This is a genomic window from Salinirubrum litoreum (assembly GCF_020567425.1).
Classification (GTDB): domain Archaea; phylum Halobacteriota; class Halobacteria; order Halobacteriales; family Haloferacaceae; genus Salinirubrum; species Salinirubrum litoreum.
In genome coordinates this window covers 286,852-306,962 of record NZ_JAJCVJ010000001.1, presented here as the reverse complement: position 1 = coordinate 306,962, position 20,111 = coordinate 286,852, and the positions used below count along the sequence as shown (strand labels likewise).

Annotated in this window: 22 protein-coding genes; 15 read left to right on the top strand and 7 right to left on the bottom strand. The window is 69.2% G+C overall.

What is annotated here, in order from left to right; all coding sequences use genetic code 11:
- Positions 1-200 precede the first annotated feature (200 nt).
- From dapA to LI337_RS01425, 6 genes are read left to right on the top strand one after another with little or no spacing between them, the layout of a single operon-like run.
- Complete coding sequence (gene dapA / locus LI337_RS01450; RefSeq protein WP_227227936.1) at positions 201-1,115, top strand: 4-hydroxy-tetrahydrodipicolinate synthase; 915 nt, start codon at positions 201-203, stop codon at positions 1,113-1,115.
- Complete coding sequence (dapB, locus tag LI337_RS01445) at positions 1,115-1,918, top strand: 4-hydroxy-tetrahydrodipicolinate reductase (protein ID WP_227227935.1); 804 nt, start codon at positions 1,115-1,117, stop codon at positions 1,916-1,918. The genes dapA and dapB overlap by 1 nt, the downstream gene beginning before the upstream one ends.
- Positions 1,915-2,763 (top strand): 2,3,4,5-tetrahydropyridine-2,6-dicarboxylate N-succinyltransferase, encoded by an 849-nt coding sequence (locus LI337_RS01440; RefSeq protein ID WP_227227934.1) that lies wholly within the window; start codon positions 1,915-1,917, stop codon positions 2,761-2,763. Before dapB ends, LI337_RS01440 begins: the two co-directional genes overlap by 4 nt.
- Positions 2,760-4,178: a diaminopimelate decarboxylase gene (gene lysA, locus LI337_RS01435; protein ID WP_227227933.1), complete on the top strand. Its 1,419-nt coding sequence runs from the start codon at positions 2,760-2,762 to the stop codon at positions 4,176-4,178. Before LI337_RS01440 ends, lysA begins: the two co-directional genes overlap by 4 nt.
- Complete coding sequence (dapF, locus tag LI337_RS01430) at positions 4,175-5,119, top strand: diaminopimelate epimerase (RefSeq protein WP_227227932.1); 945 nt, start codon at positions 4,175-4,177, stop codon at positions 5,117-5,119. Before lysA ends, dapF begins: the two co-directional genes overlap by 4 nt.
- Positions 5,120-5,122: 3 nt before the next feature.
- Positions 5,123-6,274, top strand: a complete 1,152-nt coding sequence (locus LI337_RS01425; protein WP_227227931.1) for a M20/M25/M40 family metallo-hydrolase — start codon at positions 5,123-5,125, stop codon at positions 6,272-6,274.
- A gap of 27 nt (positions 6,275-6,301) precedes the next feature.
- Here the strand turns inward: LI337_RS01425 and LI337_RS01420 are convergent, their stop codons facing one another.
- Positions 6,302-6,733: a DUF5367 family protein gene (locus LI337_RS01420; RefSeq protein WP_227227930.1), complete on the bottom strand. Its 432-nt coding sequence runs from the start codon at positions 6,731-6,733 to the stop codon at positions 6,302-6,304.
- A 141-nt stretch (positions 6,734-6,874) separates the two neighbouring features.
- On the opposite strand from LI337_RS01420, the gene LI337_RS01415 reads away from it, so the two are divergent.
- Together LI337_RS01415 and LI337_RS01410 are read left to right on the top strand one after the other, a co-directional pair.
- Positions 6,875-7,768, top strand: a complete 894-nt coding sequence (locus LI337_RS01415) for a hypothetical protein (protein ID WP_227227929.1) — start codon at positions 6,875-6,877, stop codon at positions 7,766-7,768.
- 421 nt (positions 7,769-8,189) lie between these two features.
- Positions 8,190-8,993 (top strand): DUF8054 domain-containing protein, encoded by an 804-nt coding sequence (locus LI337_RS01410; protein ID WP_227227928.1) that lies wholly within the window; start codon positions 8,190-8,192, stop codon positions 8,991-8,993.
- Between the two features lie 30 nt (positions 8,994-9,023).
- Here the strand turns inward: LI337_RS01410 and trmB are convergent, their stop codons facing one another.
- Positions 9,024-10,073, bottom strand: coding sequence for an HTH-type sugar sensing transcriptional regulator TrmB (trmB, locus tag LI337_RS01405; protein WP_227227927.1), 1,050 nt, complete (start codon positions 10,071-10,073; stop codon positions 9,024-9,026).
- Between the two features lie 242 nt (positions 10,074-10,315).
- On the opposite strand from trmB, the gene LI337_RS01400 reads away from it, so the two are divergent.
- From LI337_RS01400 to LI337_RS01390, 3 genes are all read left to right on the top strand, one after another.
- A complete protein-coding gene (locus tag LI337_RS01400) occupies positions 10,316-11,269 on the top strand; it encodes a DMT family transporter (RefSeq protein ID WP_227227926.1) in 954 nt (317 codons plus the stop codon).
- Positions 11,270-11,393: 124 nt separating this feature from the next.
- Positions 11,394-11,681, top strand: a complete 288-nt coding sequence (locus LI337_RS01395) for a DUF211 domain-containing protein (RefSeq protein WP_227227925.1) — start codon at positions 11,394-11,396, stop codon at positions 11,679-11,681.
- A 6-nt stretch (positions 11,682-11,687) separates the two neighbouring features.
- Positions 11,688-12,284: a VIT1/CCC1 transporter family protein gene (locus tag LI337_RS01390; RefSeq protein ID WP_227227924.1), complete on the top strand. Its 597-nt coding sequence runs from the start codon at positions 11,688-11,690 to the stop codon at positions 12,282-12,284.
- Positions 12,285-12,312: 28 nt separating this feature from the next.
- Here the strand turns inward: LI337_RS01390 and LI337_RS01385 are convergent, their stop codons facing one another.
- The gene (locus LI337_RS01385; RefSeq protein ID WP_227227923.1) at positions 12,313-12,717 is read right to left on the bottom strand and encodes a DUF7977 family protein; all 405 of its coding nucleotides are present in this window, start codon (positions 12,715-12,717) and stop codon (positions 12,313-12,315) included.
- The gene (locus LI337_RS01380) at positions 12,707-13,747 is read right to left on the bottom strand and encodes a zinc-binding dehydrogenase (protein WP_227227922.1); all 1,041 of its coding nucleotides are present in this window, start codon (positions 13,745-13,747) and stop codon (positions 12,707-12,709) included. Before LI337_RS01380 ends, LI337_RS01385 begins: the two co-directional genes overlap by 11 nt.
- Positions 13,748-14,059: 312 nt before the next feature.
- Between LI337_RS01380 and LI337_RS01375 the strand changes: the two genes are divergently transcribed.
- Positions 14,060-14,530 (top strand): DUF5796 family protein, encoded by a 471-nt coding sequence (locus LI337_RS01375; protein ID WP_227227921.1) that lies wholly within the window; start codon positions 14,060-14,062, stop codon positions 14,528-14,530.
- On the top strand, positions 14,527-14,757 hold the full coding sequence (locus LI337_RS01370; RefSeq protein ID WP_227227920.1) for a DUF7508 domain-containing protein: 231 nt from the start codon (positions 14,527-14,529) through the stop codon (positions 14,755-14,757). Before LI337_RS01375 ends, LI337_RS01370 begins: the two co-directional genes overlap by 4 nt.
- Before the next feature lie 33 nt (positions 14,758-14,790).
- Here the strand turns inward: LI337_RS01370 and LI337_RS19815 are convergent, their stop codons facing one another.
- Complete coding sequence (locus tag LI337_RS19815) at positions 14,791-14,925, bottom strand: DUF7128 family protein (protein ID WP_264474833.1); 135 nt, start codon at positions 14,923-14,925, stop codon at positions 14,791-14,793.
- A 136-nt stretch (positions 14,926-15,061) separates the two neighbouring features.
- Here LI337_RS19815 and LI337_RS01365 point away from each other — a divergent pair, with 136 nt between their 5' ends.
- Positions 15,062-17,224, top strand: a complete 2,163-nt coding sequence (locus LI337_RS01365; protein ID WP_227227919.1) for a CDC48 family AAA ATPase — start codon at positions 15,062-15,064, stop codon at positions 17,222-17,224.
- 13 nt (positions 17,225-17,237) lie between these two features.
- On the opposite strand, the gene LI337_RS01360 is transcribed toward LI337_RS01365, so the two are convergent.
- Together LI337_RS01360 and purL are read right to left on the bottom strand one after the other, a co-directional pair.
- On the bottom strand, positions 17,238-17,417 hold the full coding sequence (locus LI337_RS01360) for a DUF7987 family protein (protein WP_227227918.1): 180 nt from the start codon (positions 17,415-17,417) through the stop codon (positions 17,238-17,240).
- Positions 17,418-17,449: 32 nt separating this feature from the next.
- Positions 17,450-19,699, bottom strand: a complete 2,250-nt coding sequence (gene purL, locus LI337_RS01355; protein WP_227227917.1) for a phosphoribosylformylglycinamidine synthase subunit PurL — start codon at positions 19,697-19,699, stop codon at positions 17,450-17,452.
- Between the two features lie 133 nt (positions 19,700-19,832).
- On the opposite strand from purL, the gene LI337_RS01350 reads away from it, so the two are divergent.
- Entirely contained in the window at positions 19,833-20,027 is a 195-nt protein-coding gene (locus LI337_RS01350) for a hypothetical protein (protein ID WP_227227916.1), read from the top strand.
- Positions 20,028-20,111 lie beyond the last annotated feature (84 nt).

Genomic DNA, 20,111 nt, shown 5'->3' with positions numbered 1-20,111 from the left:
TAAGCACGACCGCGACAGATGCGTGACCGTGATACAGCCGACGGCCACAACGCGACGCTCGACCCCGGCCGAGCGGCTCCTTTCTCCCCCGAAGAAACGCGGTGACTGAGTGCTCACGGCGGGCGTAGCGACCCCGTCGCGGGCACGTCCGGACCCGCACCGCGTGGCGACCACTCCACTCAACACACCGACACCGACACATGACACTCGACTTCACCGGCGTCTTCCCGGCGATGACGACGCCGTTCGACGCCGACGGGAGCATCGACTTCCAGACACTCCGCGACGACGCCCGACGCCTCGAATCGGCGGGCGTCGACGGACTCGTTCCGGCCGGGTCGACCGGCGAGTCCGCGACGCTCACCCACGACGAACACGTCGAGGTGATCGAGGCGGTCGTCGACGCGGTCGACGACGTGCCCGTGATCGCCGGGTCCGGCTCGAACTCGACCCACGAAGCGCTCTCGCTGTCCCAGCGCGCCGAGGCCGCCGGCGCGGACGCACTCCTCCTGATCTCGCCGTACTACAACAAGCCCGAACCGGCCGGCATGGAGGACCACTACCGGCAGATCGCCGACGCGGTGGACGTACCCATCGTCGTCTACAACGTCCCCTCCCGGACCGGCCGGAGCATCGACGTCGACACCGCAGTCGCGCTGGCGAGCCACGAGAACGTCCGGGGGTACAAGGCCGCCTCCGGCGATCTCGGTGCGATCTCCGAGATCTGTGAACGCACCCGCGAGGAGGACTTCGCGGTCCTGTCGGGCGACGACCCGCTGACCCTGCCGATCCAGTCGGTCGGCGGCACCGGCGTCATCAGCGTCACGGCGAACGTCGAACCGGAGCGGATGTGCGCGCTGGTCGACGCCGCGAACGCCGACGACTACGCGGCCGCCCGCGAGATCCACCACGAACTCGGTCCGCTGTTCCGCCAGTTGTTCGTCGAGACGAACCCCATCCCGGTCAAGGAGGCGATGGCGATCAGAGGCTACGGTCCGGCCCGGCTTCGGGCACCACTCACCCGGCTCTCCGAACAGCACGTCGACGACCTCCGGGCGGTACTCGCCGCACTGGACGACACGCCCGACCCCGACCTCCAGGAGGCCGATCGGTAGTGGTCCGCGTCGCCGTCACCGGGGCGGGCGGGCGGATGGGCCGGGAAGTGATCGCGGCCGCCGACGCCCGCGAGGACGTGTCGGTCGTGCTGGCCGTGAACCGGACCACGGTGGAGGGCAGCGAGGTCGCGGGCGTTCCGGTCCACGACGCCGAGGAACTGCCCGCGCTGCTCGCCGAGTCGGACGCCGAGGTGCTGGTGGACTTCACGGGTCCCGACTCCTCGGCCGACTACGTCGAGGCGTGCGCCGAGTTGGGCGTGCCGGCGGTCGTCGGCACCACCGGCTTCGACAGCACCGGCACGGCCCGCCTCGCCGACGCCAGCGAGTCGATCCCCTTGCTGAAGGCGAGCAACTTCGCGCGGGGGGTCGCGGCGCTCCGACAGGCAGTCCGCGAGGCGGTGGCGGCGGTCCCCGAGTACGACGTGGAACTGACCGAGACGCACCACAACGGGAAGCGCGACGCACCCAGCGGCACCGCGAAGTCGATTCTCGACGACGTGGAGTCGGTCCGCGACGACCTCGACGAGCGCACCCACGGCCGGGAGGGCGACCAGCCACGCCGCCGGAGCGAGATCGGCGTCCACGCCCGCAGAGCCGGCGACATCACCGGCGAACACGAGGTGCTGCTGGCCGGCAACCACGAGGTCCTGACGCTGACCCACCGCGCCGAGTCCCGAGGCGTCTTCGCCGAGGGAGCCCTCGACGCGGCGGTCTGGCTCGTGGGACGGGACGCGGGACGATACGACTTCTTCGACGTGATTCGCGGCGACGACACTACTGATTCCGAGGAGGATACACGATGAGTACGACACTCCAATCCGACGTAGACGACCTGTGGCACCGCTACACCGACGACGACCTCGACGCCGAGGGAGCCGAGATCGACGTGCTGGACACCCTCGACGCCTTCCTCGACGCGCTCGAATCGGGCGAGGTTCGGGCGGCCGAGAAGACCGGCGACGACGTGACCTCCTGGGAGGCGAACGAGTGGGTCAAGCGCGGCATCCTGCTGAACTTCGGCCTCCGGGAGACGCACCGCCGGCAGTACGGCGACGTGGCCTATCACGACGTGCTCCCCCTGCGCGACACCGACGACCTCGGCGAGCGCGGTACCCGGAACACGCCCGACGGGACCGTGATCCGCCGGGGGGCGTACCTCGGCGCGGACTGCATCATGATGTCGCCGTCGTTCGTCAACGTCGGCGCGTACGTCGGCGACGGGACGCTCGTGGACTCCTGTGACACGGTCGGCTCCTGTGCCCAGATCGGCGAGGACGTGAAACTGGGTGCGAACACGCTGATCGGCGGCGTCCTCGAACCGGTCGAGGACGCGCCGGTCGTGGTCGAGGACGGCGTGTCGCTCGGTGCCGGCTGTCGAGTCACCTCCGGGTTCGTCGTCGGGGAGAACACGGTCGTCGGCGAGAACACCCTGCTCACGCCCCGGATTCCGGTCTACGACCTCGTCGACGAGGAGGTCTACTACGGCCACCTCCCCTCTGAACGACGGGCGTTCACCCGGTACGTGGAGTCCTCGCTCGGCGACCACGACCTCTTCGCCGGCGGTGCGTTCAAGCCGGCGGTCGTCGCGCTGGACATCGAAGACGACACCCGCGACGCGACGAAGCGCGAGGAGGCACTCCGGGAATGACCCACCGGGACGACGCACCGGGCGACGACCACGACGCGGTGGCCGGTGGCCACGGCGACGCACCGGGCGACGACCACGACGACGTGCACCCCGGCACTCACCGTGGCGACGTGCCGCCCCACAACCGGGCGGCGACCGACGGCGGCGTCGGCGAACGCCGACCCCCCGAGGGAGCCGCCGAGAATCCCGCAGTCCGCCGCCTCGCCGACTGGGACGCCGACCGCCTCCGGCGACTCGCAGACGACCACGGGACTCCCTTGTACGTGATCGACCTCGACCGTGTTCGTCAGAACGCGGCCCGACTCGAAGCGGCGTTCCCCGACGCCGACCGCCGGTACGCCGTGAAGGCCCACTCGGGGAACGCTGTCCTCGAAACTATCCGCGAGACCGAACTCGACGCCGAGTGTGCCTCCGCCGGCGAGGTGAAGCGCGCACTCGACGCGGGCTTCTCGGGCGCGGAGATCCAGTACACCGCCGTCAACCCGCCGAGCGAGGACCTCGACTTCGTGGTCGATGCGTGGCAGGAGGAGCCAGAGATAACGATCACGGCCGGTGCCGAAGACACCGTCGACCGCCTGCGCGAACGCGGCTACGACGGGCGACTCTGCATCAGAGTCAATCCCGGTGTCGGCGCGGGTCACCACGAGAAGGTCCGGGTCGGCGCGGACGCGAAGTTCGGCGTCCCCTACGACCGCGCGGAGGAGATCGTCGCCGACGCGGCAGACGACTTCGAGGTCGTCGGCATCCACGCCCACGCCGGCTCCGGCATCTCTGGCGACGACCTCCAGAACCACCGCGAACTCGTCCGCCGGATGGGCGACCTGGCGCGTGCGGTGATCGCAGACGGCACGGAGATCGAGTTCGTGGACGTGGGCGGCGGCTTCGGCGTCCCGTACCGCGAGGACGAACCGCCGCTGGACCTCGATGCCGTCGCCGCGGCGACCCGCGAGGCACTGGGCGAGGTGGACGCGCAACTCGCAGTGGAGCCAGGACGCTACCTCGTCGCCGACGCTGGCGTCCTGTTGACGCGGATCAACACCGTCAAGAACGCCCCGGAGACGACGCTCGTGGGCGTCGACGCGGGGATGACGACCCTGCTCCGCCCGGCGATGTACGACGCCTACCACGCGCTCCGGTCGCTCGCGCCGGACGCACCCGACCGGACGGTCGAGCCAGCGACCGTGACAGGACCGATCTGTGAGAGTTCGGACGTGTTCTGTGAAGACCGGCCGCTGCCCGCGCCGGCCCGCGACGACCTGCTCGCTATCGGTAACGCGGGAGCCTACGGCTACGAGATGGCGAGCACCTACAACACCAGACCGCGTCCGGCCGAGGTCGCGCTGTCCGGTGACGACTCGCGGCTCGCGCGCCGACGCGAGACGCTTTCCGACCTCACCGCACTGGAGGCACGATGACCCGAGACACCGACATCACGACCCGATCCGTAGCGTTCGAGAAGTACCACGGCACCGACAACGACTTCGTCGTCGTCGACGCCGACGAGTACGTCCCCGACCGGGGGGCGTTCGCCACCACCTACTGCGACCGGAGCGAGGGCGTCAGCCCCGCGTCGGTCGTCGGGAGAGAGGCCGGGGCTGTCGCCAGTGAAGGCGGAATCGAGGGGCCTGTCGGTGCCGACGGCGTGCTCTTTCTCGCACTCGAAGACGCCTTCTCGCCGCCCCGAGTCGTGATGACGCTCGTCCAGCCAGACGGCTCCACGGCCGCGATGTGCGGCAACGGCGCGCGCTGTGCGGCGGCGTGGGCCAGCAACCGAACCGGCAGCGAGGAGATCATGATCGACACCCAGTCGGGCACGCGCCACGCCCGCGTCGAGGGCGGCGAGGCGACCATCGAGATGGGCGTCCCCGCGTTCGCGCCGAGCGAGGTCCCACTCGCGGCCGGCCGGACAGCGCCACTGATCGAGGAGAACGTGGAGGGACTGACCGTCACGGCCGTCGACACCGGTGTTCCGCACGCGGTCGCGTTCGTCGAGGACGTGGACGCGGTCGACCTCGACTCGGTCGCGCCGGCGGTCCGGTACGCCGACGTCTTCCCCGAAGGTACGAACGTCACCGTCGCGGAACAGATCGAGGGTGAACGTGCCTTCCGCCAGCGTACCTACGAGCGGGGCGTCGAGGGCGAGACCCAGTCCTGCGGGACCGGTGCAGTCGCGGTCGCTGCAGTCGCCAAGCGACTCGGCCGACTCGCGGGCGACGACCCCGTGACGGTCTCGCCGCCCGGCGGCGACCTGACGATCACGGTCCCGGACGACGGCCCGGCCACCCTGCAGGGACCGGTCGTCCGCGACTTCTCGGGCGAACTGGCCGCCGACCCGCGACGCCGGGTGGACGCCTGAGCCGTGCCGGTCGACGACTCCGACGCGGTCGACGCTGCCCGCGACGCGACCGAGTTCGACCCGATCGACTTCCTCGAAGCCGCCGTACAGATCGACTCGAGCGAGGACGTGACCGAGATGCGGGCGTTCCTCGTCGAGACGCTCGCGGACCACGGAATCGACGCGACGGTAGACGACGCCGGGAACACGCTGGCGACGCGCGAGTCTTCGGTGCCCGAGGACGGACCCCACATCGTCTTGAACACCCACATCGACACGGTGCGACCACACGTCCCGTTCGCACGGGACGACGGTGGAGCAGGTGATCCGGCCCGCGAGGACGTGATCCGGGGACGCGGCTCGTGTGACGCGAAGGGGCCGCTGGCCGCACTGCTCGCGGGATTCCTCGCGACCGAACCGGCACGGGGGCGACTCACGCTGGCCGTGACGCCGGACGAGGAGACCCTGTCGCTCGGTGCCGACGCGCTCGATCTGGACGCCGACGCCTACGTCGTCGGTGAACCGACCGGACTGGACGTGTGTACCGCCGCGAAGGGACGGTTTCAAGGAACCGTGACGCTCTCCGGGGTCGCGGCTCACGCCGCCGAACCCGAGTCGGGTGTCAACGCGGTCGCCGGCCTGGAGGGTGCACTCCGGGCGATCAGGACGTTCGACGCGACCGACGCGAGTCCCGACCCGGACCCGCAACTCGGCGGCCCGACGCTGACGCCGACGACCGTCTCGGGGGGCGAGTCGACGAACCAGGTGCCGGCCGAGGCGGAACTGGTCGTGGATCGGCGGAGTGTCCCGCCGGAGACGGCAGAGGGCTTCCGGTCGGCGCTGGAGAGCCACGTCCGGGCGGCGATCACAGACGAGGTGGGCGTCGACTTCGCGCTGACCGACCGGGAGTCACCGTTTCTGGAGGCGTTCGCCACGACCCCCGACGCGGCGGTCGTCCGGGCGTTACAGTCCGCTTCGGGCGGCGAGATTCGGCCCTTCGGTGCGGCGACCGAGGCGTCGTACTTCGCACCCGCGCCGACGGTGGTCTTCGGGCCGGGGGTGCTGGCCGACGACGAGGGCGCGGTCGCGCACGCGGAGCGGGAGTACGTCCGCGTCTCGGAGGTTCGGCAGGCGGGCGAGGCAGTGCAGTCGGCACTGGCGACGTTGCTCGGGTGACGAATCGTTCGGCCGACGGCCCCGTTTCTACCGACCGCGACCAGACTGGAGTCCCGTGACGATCACGACGCCGTAGGCCAGCAGGAGGAACCCACCGAAGAAGGGGACACCGCCGAGTGGCATCTGCGGAAAGACGGTCGCGTGGAGCGGCAAGACGAACGCGTCGAGCAGGAGACCCGGCGCGACGAGTAGCCCGGCGGCACGCGGACGAGCAGGGGTCGGTGTCTCGCGCCACCGAAAGATCAGGAGCGTGAGCGCGATCATCGCCGGGATGGTGACGACGAAGACGCCCGCGATCAGGACCGGCGCGGCGGGGTCGAACACGCGAGCACCGACGAGTCGGACGGCGACGGTGGCGACCAGCCAGACCGCGAAGCCCACGCCGAGGTAGAGGCTGTCGGCAGTCGGGTTCGGGGCCGAGGCAGTCGTGGTCGAAGTCGAGGTGTCGGTCGACTGCATACCGCCGGGTACGACGCCGAGTGGTGTAAATCGATAGCCCGAGACCGACAGTCGGCGTGACGCCGTGGCGGGTGCACACGCCGAGACTGGGAACCGGCAGTGCCCAGAAAGGATTTACCGCAGGCAGGTGCCGCGTTGCGTATGCGACGGCGGACCGCCCTCACCGCCACCGCGAGCGCGCTAGCCGGACTCACGGGACTCCCCGGGTGTCTCGGCGCGCCGGAGTCGGCATCGACCGACGAGACCGAGACGACGAACACCGAGAGATCGGCGAGTTCGACGGCCGGCACCGGCACCACCGACAGGGAGCCCCCGCTGTCGCTCGGCGAGTCGACGACGCTGCCGGACGGCCGAACGCTGACGGTCGCCGATCCGACCGTGCAGGTCTCGTCGTTGTGGTACAACGGCGCGTTCACCGCGATCCGGAGCGAACCGGGCGTGCAGTTCCTCGTCGTAGACGTGACCGGCGTCGAGGGATCGGAACTCGACCCGAACGCGTTCTTCTTCGCGGCGGACGGCGAGCTGCTGGAGCCGGCGGGTCGGTACGAGCAGGTGATCCCGATGGGTGCCGGCCGGGAGTCACGAGGGACGCTGGTGGCCATTCCGGTCCCGGTCGCCGAGGTGTCGTCGGCGTCGGTCGCGTACGCCCCGAGTTTCGAGGCGCTGGCGCGCTGGCGACTGGACGACACGACGACGGCGGCGCTGGCGAGTCGGCCCGATCTGCGGGTGCAGGTGGCCGAACTCGTCTCCGTGGCCTCGGGTGTCGGACTCCGGACGACGGTCGAGAACGCGGGGGACCGGGACGCGGTACTCAGAGGACTGATCGAACCGAACTGGGCCTACGACATCTCCGATCCGGTCGTGGTGCCGGTGTCGGCCGGGGAGTCGGTGACCGACGTGGTCGCCGCGCCGTCGCTGGGGTACGGCGGTGCGGACCCGACCGTCGACGACGTTCGACTCCGGACCGAAGTCAGACCGCAGACGCGGACGTTCGTGGTGGAGTACGCCGCGACGAGGACGCCGGAACCGAAGTGACCCGTCCGCGAGCCGCGATTGTCGCCGTCGAGTGGTGAATCGAGACGTTCGGGGCTCTGGCGTCGCCGGAGCCGCGAACCGCGACCGCACGACACAGCACCGCGATCGCGCGAACCTCACGCCTCCCCAGCCTCCTCACTCCGCGCCGACGGGGGCGCGACACGAGGTCGCGACACTAGGTCGCGCCCGGTCGGTGCTCACTCGTCCCTCGCACGCGTTCCTCGCGCGCGCCGACCGCGACTGTACTGCGACAGCTACCGTACTACGACCGCGACTGTACTGCGACAGCTACCGTACTACGACAGCTACCGTACTACGACAGCGACTGTACTGTGACACCCGAAGGATCACGGCTGGCATCGCGGCGGCCGGTCGTTCGATCCCCGAAACCCTCAAGCCGAGACCAGCAGAATGCCCTCTCATGTCGGTCATCGACAGGCTCCGCCGACCCGAGTACGTCGGGGCGAACCGGTGTTGGCCCTGCACGATTCTCAACCTCGGTATCGTCTGTATCGTCGGGGTCTCACTCACGCTCGTCTCGCTCCCGGTCGCGCTCCTCGTCGTGGTGGTCGGCGCGGTCCTCGTCGCGCTTCGGGGGTACGTCGTCCCGTACACCCCCGAGTTCGCGCCGCGTCTCGTCGCGTACCTCCCGGTCGAGTTCGGCCCGGAGAAGGCGACCGACGGCGGCCGAACCTCCGAGAGCATCGCCGACGACGAGATGGACGGCGAACGACTGCTTGGAGCACTGTTCGAGGCCGGCGTGCTCGTCGGCCAGCAGGATCTCGCGCCCGCAGCCGACTTCCTCGACGACTGGGAGGCAGAGATGGCGGAGCTACGTGACCTCTCCGACGACGACCTCGCGTCGGCGGTCGCGGCGCGCGTGCCGGGCGCGTACACCGGGCGGATGGAGGACGGCTGGCTCCACCTCGACTCGGGCGAGGAGTCCATCCTGCTCTCGCGCACGTTCGCTATCGCCGAGGGTGCGGCCGTCGCGGTGCTGACCGACTGGGGCGTCGACCGTAAGATCGCGGTCGCGGCCGCTCAGCCGCTCCGGATGTTCGCCGAGACCTGCCCGGCCTGCGGCGGCCGGGTCGTCGAGACGACCGTTGGTGCCTGCTGTGGCGGGACCAGCGGCGTCTACGACTCGCCGGAGACCGCCGTGCTGGCCTGCGCGGACTGTGACGAGCGACTGTTCACCTTCGAGGACGACCCGGTCACGGGCTGAGAAGAGCCGACGACCGACTCACTCGCGATGTTATCGCGTCGGCGGTTCGTCCCGCCCGATCAGAATCTCCTGGCCTTCGATGTCTTCCAGCGCCGCGACCAGTCCACCGACGTCGACCGGGCCGTCTTCCGTCTCGACGACCAGCGACGCGACCTCCTCGGTGTCCTCGAAGGCCGTCTCCAGCACCTTCCCCTCGATGACGATGGTCGCGCCGGTCTCCACGTCTCGGCCCTCGACGGTGGCGTAGAACTCTCCTTCGAGGTCGCGGATGTCCTTCACGGCGCGCCGGATGGAGGCGTACCGACGCGGGAAGGGGCGGGCCTTGCCGTCGGCGGCCAGCGTCTCGGCGGTCGTCCACAGCACGGTCCCGAAGAACCCACTCACGAGGAACCCGAGTGCGGACCGGTTGAAGATGACGCCGTAGCGGTCCCGGTCGTCGCGCAGGGCGTCCTGGGTCGCGTAGATGGAGTACTCGCCGTCGGCGACCGCGAGGACGGGTGTCGTGATCCCGCGCCGGGCGCGGGCGATCGTCGCCACGTCGAGGTAGTCGAACTCTGCGGGGTCCGGTGCCCGACTCGCGGGCGCGACCAGCAGGTCGATGCTCACCCCGTCGTCGGTGGCCGCCGAGAGGTCCTCGCGGAAGCGCCGGAGCAGATCCGGCGTCAGCGACAGGACGAGTTCGAACTCGGCGGAGTCGATCACCTCCTCGATGTACCGGAGGATCGTCGAACGGGACTTCACGAGCGAGACGGCCTCGGTGTCGCGGGCCGGCGCGGTGTAGCGCGCTTCCAGTTCCTCGACCATCTCCGTGAGCGAGGTGCGGATGTCGCCGAAGGCGTCCTTCGGATCGACCGCCACGACCTTCATCGGGCGGGACTCGCGCAGTTCCACCAGTCCACGATCCGAGAGGCTGCGCACGGTGTCGTACACTCGCGGCTGCGGGATGTCGGTGTTGTCCGCGATCTCGCTCGCCGTCAACTGTCCGTGTTCCAACACGGCGAGGTAGGCGTCGATCTCGTACTCGCCGAGGTTGAAGCGTTCCCCGACTCGCTCCATCGTCGACCGCAGTTCGTCGGCCATGCGAGGCCCTTGCGACTGGTGGGTTAAGTGGTTTACTGAGCTTCGAGTAGCACAGGTTTCCGAAACACGGTAGTTACTGCCGGAGCCGGCGACTCGGGCCGGCTACCGACGGTGGGTGAGTTTCGGATTCGAGTACAGTCGGTGGCCCGGCGTCACGACCGGCCGTGGCACAGAGGAGCCGATCACCCGGCCGACTCCGCCGGGAGCGAAACCTTCACCGGGTCGCTCCGTCCACCTTCGATGTGATCCGCTACCGGAACCTCCTGTTGTTTCTCGTCCTCGCCACCCTCTGGGGATCGGCGTTCATGGCGATCAACGCCGGCCTGAAACTGGCGGGCATCCCCCCGGTCCTCTTCGCGGCCGTCCGCTACGACATCGCGGGCGTGCTGATGCTCGCCTACGCCGCTATCGTCCTCGACGATCCGATCCCGCGCGGCCGGGGCCAGTGGGCGCTCGTCGCGGTCGGGTCGCTCCTCCTGATCGCCGCCTACCACGCGCTCCTGTTCGTCGGCGAGTCGGACCCCTCGGTCACCAGCGCGGCCGCCGCCGTCATCGTCAGTCTCAGTCCCATCCTCACGACCGTCTTCGCCCGCGTCTTTCTCCCCGAGGAACGGTTGACCGTCGTCGGTATCGTCGGACTCCTGCTGGGACTCGTCGGGGTGATCGTCCTCTCGGACCCGAACCCCGACCGCCTGCTGACCGGGGCGGTCGTCGCCAAACTGCTGATCTTCGCGGCCGCCGCCGCCTTCGCGCTCGGATCGGTGTTGACCCGCCGGATCGACGCCGAGATGCCGATCGAGTCGATGGAGGCGTGGTCGATGCTCGGCGGTGCGCTCGTGATGCACCTGGTCTCGGCGGGACTCGGCGAGTCGCCGGTCGGCGTGGACTGGTTCTCGCCGGTCGCGCTCGGGTCCTTGCTGTACCTCTCGGTCGGCGCGAGCGCGGTCGGCTTCCTGATATACTTCGACCTCCTCGACCGGTTGGGCCCGATCGAGATCAACCTCGTCTCGTACGTCGCCCCCATCTCGGCGGCGCTGGCTGGCTGGGCGTTTCTCACGGAGACGCCCAGCGAGACGACTGCCTACGGCTTCCTGCTGATCTTCCTCGGCTTCCTGCTGGTCAAGCGCCGGGCCATCCGCGAGGAGCTCTCGGGGCTCCGCGAGCGACGCCGGGGTGCCGGATCGAGCGACGACTGACGGCGATCCCTCGCTGGTCTCCTCCGCCGGTCGCTGGCCGTCGCTTGGCGGTCGCTGGCCTCCGGTCGGAAACGACCCACGAACTGCGGCCAACCATTATCACCCGAGACCGTCAACGACCGGTATGCCGCCACTCCGCCGTCTCGTTCTCGACGTGTTGAAGCCACACGAGCCGACCATGTTGACCCTCGGTCGTGAGATCGCCGACCTCTCCACGGTCGAGGCCGCGACCACCGACCTCGTGGAGATCGACGAGGAGGTCCGTGAGGTGACGTTGACGATCGAAGGTGCGGAGTTGGACTACGACGAGATCGTCACGGTCGTCGACGATCTGGGCGGGAGCGTCCACTCCATCGACCAGGCGGCCTACGGCGAGTACGTCGCGGTCGGGCCGGCGCTCGACCGGGAGTGATCGACCGTGGCGTCACGACTCGACTCGCTCCGGCGACTGCTGCGTGACGAGGAGGTCAGGTCGATCTCCCGGCGCTACCTCGTCTCGAACGGGTTCGACGGCGCGCTGACCTGTGTCGGCGTCGTCGTCGGGGCGTTCCTGACCGGCGTCCCGAACGGCCTGGTCGTCGTCCAGATCGGTCTCGGTGCGGCGGTCGGTCTCGCGACTTCGGGCGTCTGGAGTGTCTGGGAGATCGAACGCGCCGAGAAGCTTGCAGACCTCCAGTCGGTCGAGGACGCGATGTTGACGGAACTGGACGACACCCAACTCGCGCGGGACCTCTCGGGTGCCCGTGTCGTCAACGCGACTGCCTCCGGACTCGGCCCACTCGTCGGGATTCTGGTCCCACTCGTCCCGTTTCTCGTGACCGGCGATCCCTTCACAGTCGGGTTGTTGTCGGTCCGGGAGGCGACGGTCGCGTCGGTCGGCTTCGCGGTCGCGGTGCTGTTCGCCTTCGGTGCCTACATGGGCAGTATCTCGAAGCAACGCTGGTACGTCGCCGGGTTCAGGATGGGGTTGGCGGGCCTGGTCGTCGCCGGGATCAACCTGCTCTTGCCGGGGTGAAGTGGTGTCGGGGGGCAGAGATCGTTGGTCAGTCTGCGCCGCGCTCGTCGTCCACCGCCCCGGCGTCACCGGCCGCCGCCGTCATCGTCCAGACGGCGGTCAACCCGAGCAGAACTGCCGGAAGCATCGGCAGTGCGATCAGGCCGACGAGAAACGGGACGCTGTTCCCGCCGACTGCGGCGGGGTAGAGGTAGACGACGACCGGGATCACGAGGAACGTGAGGACGACGACACCGACGAGGAGCCACCCCTGCCGGCCGAAGCCGACCGCCTCGGGTTCGTCGGTGGCGATCTCCTCGGGATCGTCGGCGGTGACCGCCTCGGGATCGGTGTCGTCCACACCACTCCCGCCGTCGCCGTCGCTGTCGCCGTCGTCGTCCAGCGCGCCGGGGGTGTGGACGTAGCCGCCGTCGGTCCGATCCTCAGAGCTCACTGTCCGGTCTTACGACCACTTTACCAAAGCCCTCACGGTTCTCGATCATCTCGTGGGCGCGGGCCGCCTCGCTCATCGGCAGGACCTCGCGGATCCGAGGCTCGAAGGTTCCGTCCCAGACGAGTTCCAACACGTCGTCGACCTCCCCGGGGGTCGCCATCGTCGACCCGATGACCGACAACTGGTTCCAGAAGATGCGGTTCAGGCCGGCGTCGGGGTTCGGCCCCGTGGTCGCGCCGCAGGTGACGATTCGTCCGCCCTTTGCCAGACTCTTGAGCGAGTCGGGGTAGGTGGCCGCCCCGACGTGATCCACGACCATGTCCACGCCCCGCTTGCCGGTCATCTCCGTGATCTCCTCGGCGAAGTCGTTCGCCTCGTAGTCGATCACGTGGTCCGCGCCGCACTCCTCGGCGTGCTGGAGTTTTTCTTCGGTGCTGGCGGTAGCGTACACCTCGGCACCGGCGTAGTCGGCGATCTGGACCGCGGCGTGGCCCACGCCGCCGGAGGCACCGAGTACGAGGACGCTCTCGCCGGGTCGGAGGTCGCCCTGCGAGAGGAGCATCCGCCACGCGGTCTGGAAGACGAGCGAGGCCGACCCCGCGACTTCCCAGTCGACGTGGTCCGGCACCGGCACGAGGTTGTCGGCGGGGACGACGGCCTGTTCGGCGTGGACGCCCCGGACGTGTTCCCCGATGATGTGGAAGCTGACACACAGCGACTCCTCGCCGTCCCGGCAGAACTCACACTCGCCACAGGAGACGCCGGCAGAGACGGCCGCGTGGTCACCCTCCGAGAAACGCGAGACGCCCTCGCCGACCTCGGTGACGACGCCCGCCGCGTCACTGCCGGGGATGTGTGGCATCTCGAGGTCGATGCCCGGCAGGCCCTTCCGGGTCCAGATGTCGAGGTGGTTCAGCGCGCCCGCTTTCACGTCGATCAGCACCTCGCCCCTGCCAGGGGACGGGTCCGCGAAGTCGCCGTACTCGATCACGTCTCGGCCCCCGTGCTCGCTGAACTGAACTGCCTGCATAATCGTGGCCTTTCGCCGGGGGTGTGAAAACACTGTGTGTCTCCGGCCCGTGTTTCCGTAAGTTGCTGAACGTGTGTGGGAGCAGACGGCGAGACTGGCCGACTCGTGACTCCGAGCGACCGGACCCCCAGCGGACGCGATCTGCTGGCGACCGGAACCGAGCAGTGTCCGAACACCGTGAGGACCTGCCGGAGGCCGCGTCGTCAGCAGTCGGGGAGGTGAGGGGAGTACTGCACGAGACCGGGGTCCGACCGCCCCACGCCCGCCGGAGAATACACGACCCTTTTCACCCGGCGCGGCCAACTCGGTGGTATGAGCGCGCGCAGCGACATCGCCCCGAGCACCCTCGGCGTCGAACTGCAGGAGGGCGGCGTCGAAGTGGAGTATCTCGACGGCCGGACGACCTTCTATCGCGGCGTCCCGCAGGCCGTCTCGGGGACGCTGACGACCCAACCGGGCAAGGAGGTGCACATCCTCGTCACCGACCCGACCGAGACCGAGGGCGTCATGCTGTACGTCAACGACCTGAAAACCCACGACGACATCCTCGAATCGACCGGCGTCGGACGGATCATCCTCGGCAAAGAGGAGACCGAGGAGGTGTTCCCCGGCGTGACCGTCCACCGGACCGGCGGTCAACGCTGTGAGATCGAAGCCGACCCCGAGGTCGCTCGCGGCCGGGTCTTCTGCTTCGTAGAAGACGACTGGGGCGAAGACAGCTACGAGTTCGTCGTCGACGAGACGACGGCCGGGGACAGCGCCGACCCGACCGACGCGGAATGACACTCCGGAAACGCTGGCGCGACCTCGACCGGGGGACCGTCGGGCAGGCACCCGAACGCTACGGCTACTACGAACTCGGTACCGACGGCGACGTGGTGGATCGGGGGGTCGGCGTCCTCCGAGACGAACTGAAAGAGGCGCTCGCCTACGGTCGGGCCGACCAGGTCAGGTGGGAGACCGCGACCTCGAAGGCCCACGCCGACCGACTGCTCGCCGACCACGAGTGAGCGACAGAGCCCGGTCGCTCGCCAGGGACGCGACTACTGGATGTAGGACGGTTCGTCCGGATCGCAGCGAGCCTCGTGTGCCTCTGCGTCGCTCTCGTCGTCGAACAACAGCCCGCACTTCTCACACTCGTACCACGTCGCACCGTCCCGCTGGGTCGTTGCGACCATACAGTCCACTCTCACAGCGTCGAACAAAACCGTTGCCCCGGTGTCGGCGACCGAGAGTCGATAGCCGAGGTAGTGGTGATCGCTGGCGCGCGATCACGTGAGAACCGATAAGACGGGGGCACGCCAAGCAGTGGCCATGAGCGACAGCGAGGGCATCGAACTCACGGTCCGCGCCGCAGAGAAGCGCGACGCCGGCCGTGGCATCGCCCGCCTCCCCGAATCGGTCCGCCGCAGACTCGGCGTCCTCTCCGGCGACACGGTCGTCGTCGACGGCCAACGCAGAACCGTCGCCAAGGTGTGGCCCGCCGGGGCCGGCACCCCCGACGGCGTCGTCCAGATCGACGCCGACACCCGCGCCAACGCCGGCGTGAAGGTCGGCGACAGCGTCCGCATCGCCCAGTTGTCGGTGACCGACGCCGAGAGCGTCACCGTCTCCGCACCCGACAGCCTGCGGTCGCAGAGCCGCGATACGGTCGAAGACGCCGTGAAACGCGACCTCCGGGACCGTCCGGTCCACCAGGGAGAGCAGGTCCGTATCGAGCGACTCGGCGGCGGCGCGTTCGTCGTCACCGACACCGAACCCGACGGGACCGTCCGGATCACCGACCGGACCGACGTGCGCGTCGAGTACGGGGGTGCCAGCAGAGCAAAGCGCGTCGTCGAGTCGGTAACCGGCGGTGAGGACTCCGGCACGGGGACGACCGCGACCGGTGTCACCTACGAGGACATCGGCGGTCTGGACGACGAACTCGAACTCGTCCGGGAGATGATCGAACTCCCGCTCTCGGAACCGGAGGTGTTCACCCGCCTCGGCGTCGAACCGCCGAAGGGCGTCCTGCTGTACGGGCCGCCGGGGACCGGGAAGACGCTCATCGCCAAGGCGGTCGCCAACGAGGTCGATGCACACTTCCTCACCATCTCCGGGCCGGAGATCATGTCGAAGTACAAGGGGGAAAGCGAGGAGAAGTTGCGCGAGAAGTTCGAGGAGGCCCGCGAGAACGCGCCGGCCATCGTCTTCTTCGACGAGATCGACTCCATCGGCGGGAAGCGCGACGACGGCGGCGACGTCGAGAACCGGGTCGTGGGCCAACTGCTCTCGCTGATGGACGGTCTCGAAGAGCGCGAGAACGTCATCGTCATCGGCGCGACGAACCGCGTAGACACGCTCGATCCGGCCCTGCGTCGGGGTGGCCGCTTCGACCGCGAGATCGAGATCGGCGTCCCGAACGCGACCGGCAGACGCGAGATTCTGGACGTGCACACCCGGCGGATGCCGCTGGCGGAGGACGTCGACGTGGACCGCCTGTCCGAACAGACCCACGGCTTCGTCGGCGCCGACCTGGAGTCGCTGGCGAAAGAGGCGGCGATGACCGCACTCCGGCGGTCGCGTCGAGATGAAACCCCCGTCCCCATCGAGGAACTGGAGGTGACGCGTGCCGACTTCGAGGCGGCGATGGCCTCCGTCGAACCGTCGGCGATGCGGGAGTACGTCGCCGAGAAGCCGACGACCGGGTTCGACGAAGTCGGCGGACTGGACGACGCGAAGGCGACGCTCTCTCGGGCGGTCGAGTGGCCCCTGCGCTACGGGCCGCTGTTCGAGGCGGCCAACACCGACCCGCCCTCGGGTGTTCTGCTCCACGGGCCGCCCGGCACCGGCAAGACACTGCTCGCACGGGCCATCGCCCACGAGTCGGGCGTGAACTTCATCCGCGTCGCGGGCCCGGAACTGCTCGACCGGTACGTCGGCGAGTCGGAGAAGGCGGTTCGAGAGGTGTTCGAGCGTGCGCGGCAGGCCGCCCCGGCGATCGTCTTCTTCGACGAGATCGACGCGGTGGCGACCGACCGGGACGGCGTCTCGGGCGACTCGGGCGTCACGGACCGCGTGGTCTCGCAGTTGCTCGCCGAGTTAGACGGACTGGCGGACAACCCGAACCTCGTGGTGCTGGCGGCGACGAACCGGAAGGACGCGCTCGATCCGGCGCTACTGCGGCCCGGTCGCCTGGAGTCGCACGTCCTCGTCCCGGCACCGGACGAGGCGGCACGGCGTGCCATCTTCGCGGTCCACACGCGCGGGAAGCCGGTCTCGGAGGAGGTCGATCTGGACGAGTTGGCGAGTCGGACCGAGGGCTACTCCGGCGCGGACGTGGCCGCAGTGTGTCGTGAGGCGGCGATGCACGCGATCCGCGAGGTCGCCGAGAAGTACGACGCGAGCGAGGCGAACCAGCGCGGCGACGAGGTCCTGCTGACACCGGCCCACTTCGAGGCAGCACTCGAGACTGTCGGTCCCTCCGGCGAGTAGGACTCGCCCCGACTCACGAACCCATCTGTCGCCGGGTGAAGTACTCGTTCACGCCGATCGGGACCAACACGGCCACGGTCAACAGGGTCCCGAAGGCGAGATCGAAGTTCCCCGTCAGCATCTCTACCCCACGTGCGAAGACGATCCCGGCGAGCATACAGCCCAGGATGATCTTGTTCTCTCGGGAGACCATGCCCGAGGATTCGGACTCCGTGACCTAAAACCTCAGTCGAGTGCGTCCGTGATCGTCGCCCGCAGGGCCGCGATCTCGTCGGCGTCCAGCGACACGTCCACGACCGGGTCGTCGACCGAGATCGTCACCGTCCCGGAGTCGTCGGCAGTCCCGAGCGACCGGACCGGCGCGACGCCGGAGAAGGCGTCGCGGACTGCCTCGGGGTCGGTCGTCTCGATCACGGCCCGCCCCGGTGCCTCCGAGAACAGCGCCCGCTCGTCGGCCACCGAGACCGACGCGCCGGCCTCGCCGACCATCTCGGCGAGCGTGACCGCCAGTCCACCGTGGCTCACGTCGTGAGTCGCCAGCGTCGTCTCGGCGTCCGCCACCGTCGACAGCACCTCGACGAAGGGTGCGGGGTCGGCAGGAAGCGCCGGGAACCGGTCCGTGCCGCCGACCTGCGAGAGGTAGACCGACCCGCCGAGCGCGTGCGGCGACGCGTCCTCCGGCGCGTCCTCGGAGACCGCTCCCGGTTCCACGCCACCGACGAGGAGCAACTCGCCCTCGCCGGACAGTTCGGCCGGCGGCGCGTCGTAGCCCGCCTTCGTCCCGAGCATCGCCAGCGTGGGCGTCGGGGGGATCGGCCCGGCGACCGAGTCGTTGTACAGCGAGACGTTCCCGCCGACGACCGGCACCGAGAGCGTCCGACACATCTCGGCCAGTCCGTCGACGATCCCCTCGAACCCGCCGTACACCTCGGGGTTCTCGGGGTTCCCGCCGTTCAGACAGTCCACCGCCGCGAGCGGTGTGGCACCCTTCACGGCGAGGTTCGTCGCGTTCTCCAGTGCGATCGCACGGGCACCCTCGAAGGGAGCGACACTGGTCCAGTTCGGTTCCGCGCCCGAGGAGAGTGCGAGACCGGTGCCGGTCTCGCTGTCGCCGTCGCGCTCGGTCTCTCGAAGCGCCAGCACGGCCGCGTCGTCGCCCGGCAGGACCGACGTGCGCGTGCCGACCTCGTGGTCGTACTGTCGGTAGACCCACCGCTTGCTGGCGGTCGAGGGGTCGGCGATCACCGACCGGAGCGACGCTGCCAGTCCCTCGCTGGCCGGCGCGGGGTAGTCCCGTGCTGGCTGTTGGGGTGCGACCGAGTCCAGATCGTTCATCGGCGCACCGTCCCCGAGGAACGCGGCCGGCACGTCGACGACGACCTCGCGGTCAACGTCGGACTCCTCGCCGTTCGCGCGCTCTCCCGCGAACGTGCAGACGTAGTTCCCCTCCGTCACCTCGCCGATGACCGAACAGCCGAGGTCGAACCGCTCCGCGATAGCAGCGACCCTGTCCACGTCCTCGGGTCGCACCTCGTAGCACATCCGCTCCTGTGACTCGGCGAGCAGGATCTCGAGGGCGTTCATGTTCGGTTCGCGCTGGTGGACGCGATCGAGGTCTATCTCCGCACCGAAGCCACCCTTGGCCACCAACTCCGCCGACGCACCGCCGAGACCGGCCGCACCGAGGTCGCGGGCCGACTGGATCAGTCCCTCGTCGACGAGTTGCTCGTTGGCCTCGATCAGCAGTTTCTCCGTGTAGGGGTCGCCGACCTGCACCGCCGGGCGGTCCTCGGTCTCGGCGTCCTCCGCCAGGTCCTCGCTGGCGAAGGAGGCCCCGCCGAGACCGTCTCGACCAGTCGCGTTGCCGACGAGGACGAGTTTGTTGCCCGCCCGCTGTGCCTCGGCCGTGACGAGGCGGTCCGGGGAGAGGAGACCGACACACGCGACGTTGACCAAGGGGTTCCCCTCGTAGTCGTCGTGGAAGGCGACCGATCCGCCGACCGTCGGCACACCGATACAGTTCCCGTAGTGGCTGATCCCCTCGACGACGCCCTCGAACAGGTAGCGGGCGTGTTCGTCGCCGAAGTCGCCGAAGTAGAGCGAGTCCAGCAGTGCGATCGGGTACGCGCCCATCGACAGCGTGTCGCGGACGATACCGCCGACGCCGGTGGCCGCGCCGTCGAAGGGGTCGACGTAGGAGGGATGGTTGTGGCTCTCGATGCCGAACGTGAGGTAGGTGTCGGACGCTTCTGTTCCGGTGGCCGCGTGCTCCGGCACCCTGACGACCGCCGCGTCGTCGCCGGGACCGACGACGACCTGTTCGCCCTCGCTGTCGAACGCCGAGAGGAGTGGGCGGGACGACCGGTACGCGCAGTGCTCGCTCCAGAGGTTCTCGAACAGCGCGGACTCGGCCGGTGTCGGGTCGCGCCCGAGTTCCGCGACGACGAGACTGTGGTCCTGCTCCGGGAGGCTCATTCAGTTCCGTGGTCAGACTGCGGGGGGTAATGCCTTTCGATATGCATGTACGTGCATTTCACCGCGGGCCGAGGCCGTGCTGTTGAGGGAATTCGATACCTCTTTACACAGCCGTCGTGTCACAGACGGACCGATGGAAGGACGAATCTGGGCGATCCTCGGACTCGTGTTGGCAGGGCTGGGTGTGGTCGCGGTCTTCACAGACGAGGCCGTCCGCGAGACGCTCACCGGCGGGGAGTTCCACCTGATCGCGGTGTACGCGGTCGCGGTAGTGCTCACGGTGATCGTCACGGCGGCGATTCTCCTGCCGAACCTGCGCTCGACCTGAGGTCCCGAGGAGCCGACGACAGCCACACCGGCCGCGCGAAGCGACCGAACCGGGGGGCTTTTCTACCGACGCTGACTACCAGGA

Coding starts and splice junctions, on each gene's coding strand:
- dapA (WP_227227936.1), top strand. CDS start 201: ATGACACTCGACTTCACCGGCGTCTTCCCGGCGATGACGACGCCGTTC.
- LI337_RS01440 (WP_227227934.1), top strand. CDS start 1,915: ATGAGTACGACACTCCAATCCGACGTAGACGACCTGTGGCACCGCTAC.
- lysA (WP_227227933.1), top strand. CDS start 2,760: ATGACCCACCGGGACGACGCACCGGGCGACGACCACGACGCGGTGGCC.
- dapF (WP_227227932.1), top strand. CDS start 4,175: ATGACCCGAGACACCGACATCACGACCCGATCCGTAGCGTTCGAGAAG.
- LI337_RS01420 (WP_227227930.1), bottom strand. CDS start 6,733: ATGCAGTCGACCGACACCTCGACTTCGACCACGACTGCCTCGGCCCCG.
- LI337_RS01415 (WP_227227929.1), top strand. CDS start 6,875: ATGCGACGGCGGACCGCCCTCACCGCCACCGCGAGCGCGCTAGCCGGA.
- LI337_RS01410 (WP_227227928.1), top strand. CDS start 8,190: ATGTCGGTCATCGACAGGCTCCGCCGACCCGAGTACGTCGGGGCGAAC.
- trmB (WP_227227927.1), bottom strand. CDS start 10,073: ATGGCCGACGAACTGCGGTCGACGATGGAGCGAGTCGGGGAACGCTTC.
- LI337_RS01395 (WP_227227925.1), top strand. CDS start 11,394: ATGCCGCCACTCCGCCGTCTCGTTCTCGACGTGTTGAAGCCACACGAG.
- LI337_RS01380 (WP_227227922.1), bottom strand. CDS start 13,747: ATGCAGGCAGTTCAGTTCAGCGAGCACGGGGGCCGAGACGTGATCGAG.
- LI337_RS01375 (WP_227227921.1), top strand. CDS start 14,060: ATGAGCGCGCGCAGCGACATCGCCCCGAGCACCCTCGGCGTCGAACTG.
- LI337_RS01370 (WP_227227920.1), top strand. CDS start 14,527: ATGACACTCCGGAAACGCTGGCGCGACCTCGACCGGGGGACCGTCGGG.
- LI337_RS19815 (WP_264474833.1), bottom strand. CDS start 14,925: ATGGTCGCAACGACCCAGCGGGACGGTGCGACGTGGTACGAGTGTGAG.
- LI337_RS01365 (WP_227227919.1), top strand. CDS start 15,062: ATGAGCGACAGCGAGGGCATCGAACTCACGGTCCGCGCCGCAGAGAAG.
- LI337_RS01360 (WP_227227918.1), bottom strand. CDS start 17,417: ATGGTCTCCCGAGAGAACAAGATCATCCTGGGCTGTATGCTCGCCGGG.
- purL (WP_227227917.1), bottom strand. CDS start 19,699: ATGAGCCTCCCGGAGCAGGACCACAGTCTCGTCGTCGCGGAACTCGGG.
- LI337_RS01350 (WP_227227916.1), top strand. CDS start 19,833: ATGGAAGGACGAATCTGGGCGATCCTCGGACTCGTGTTGGCAGGGCTG.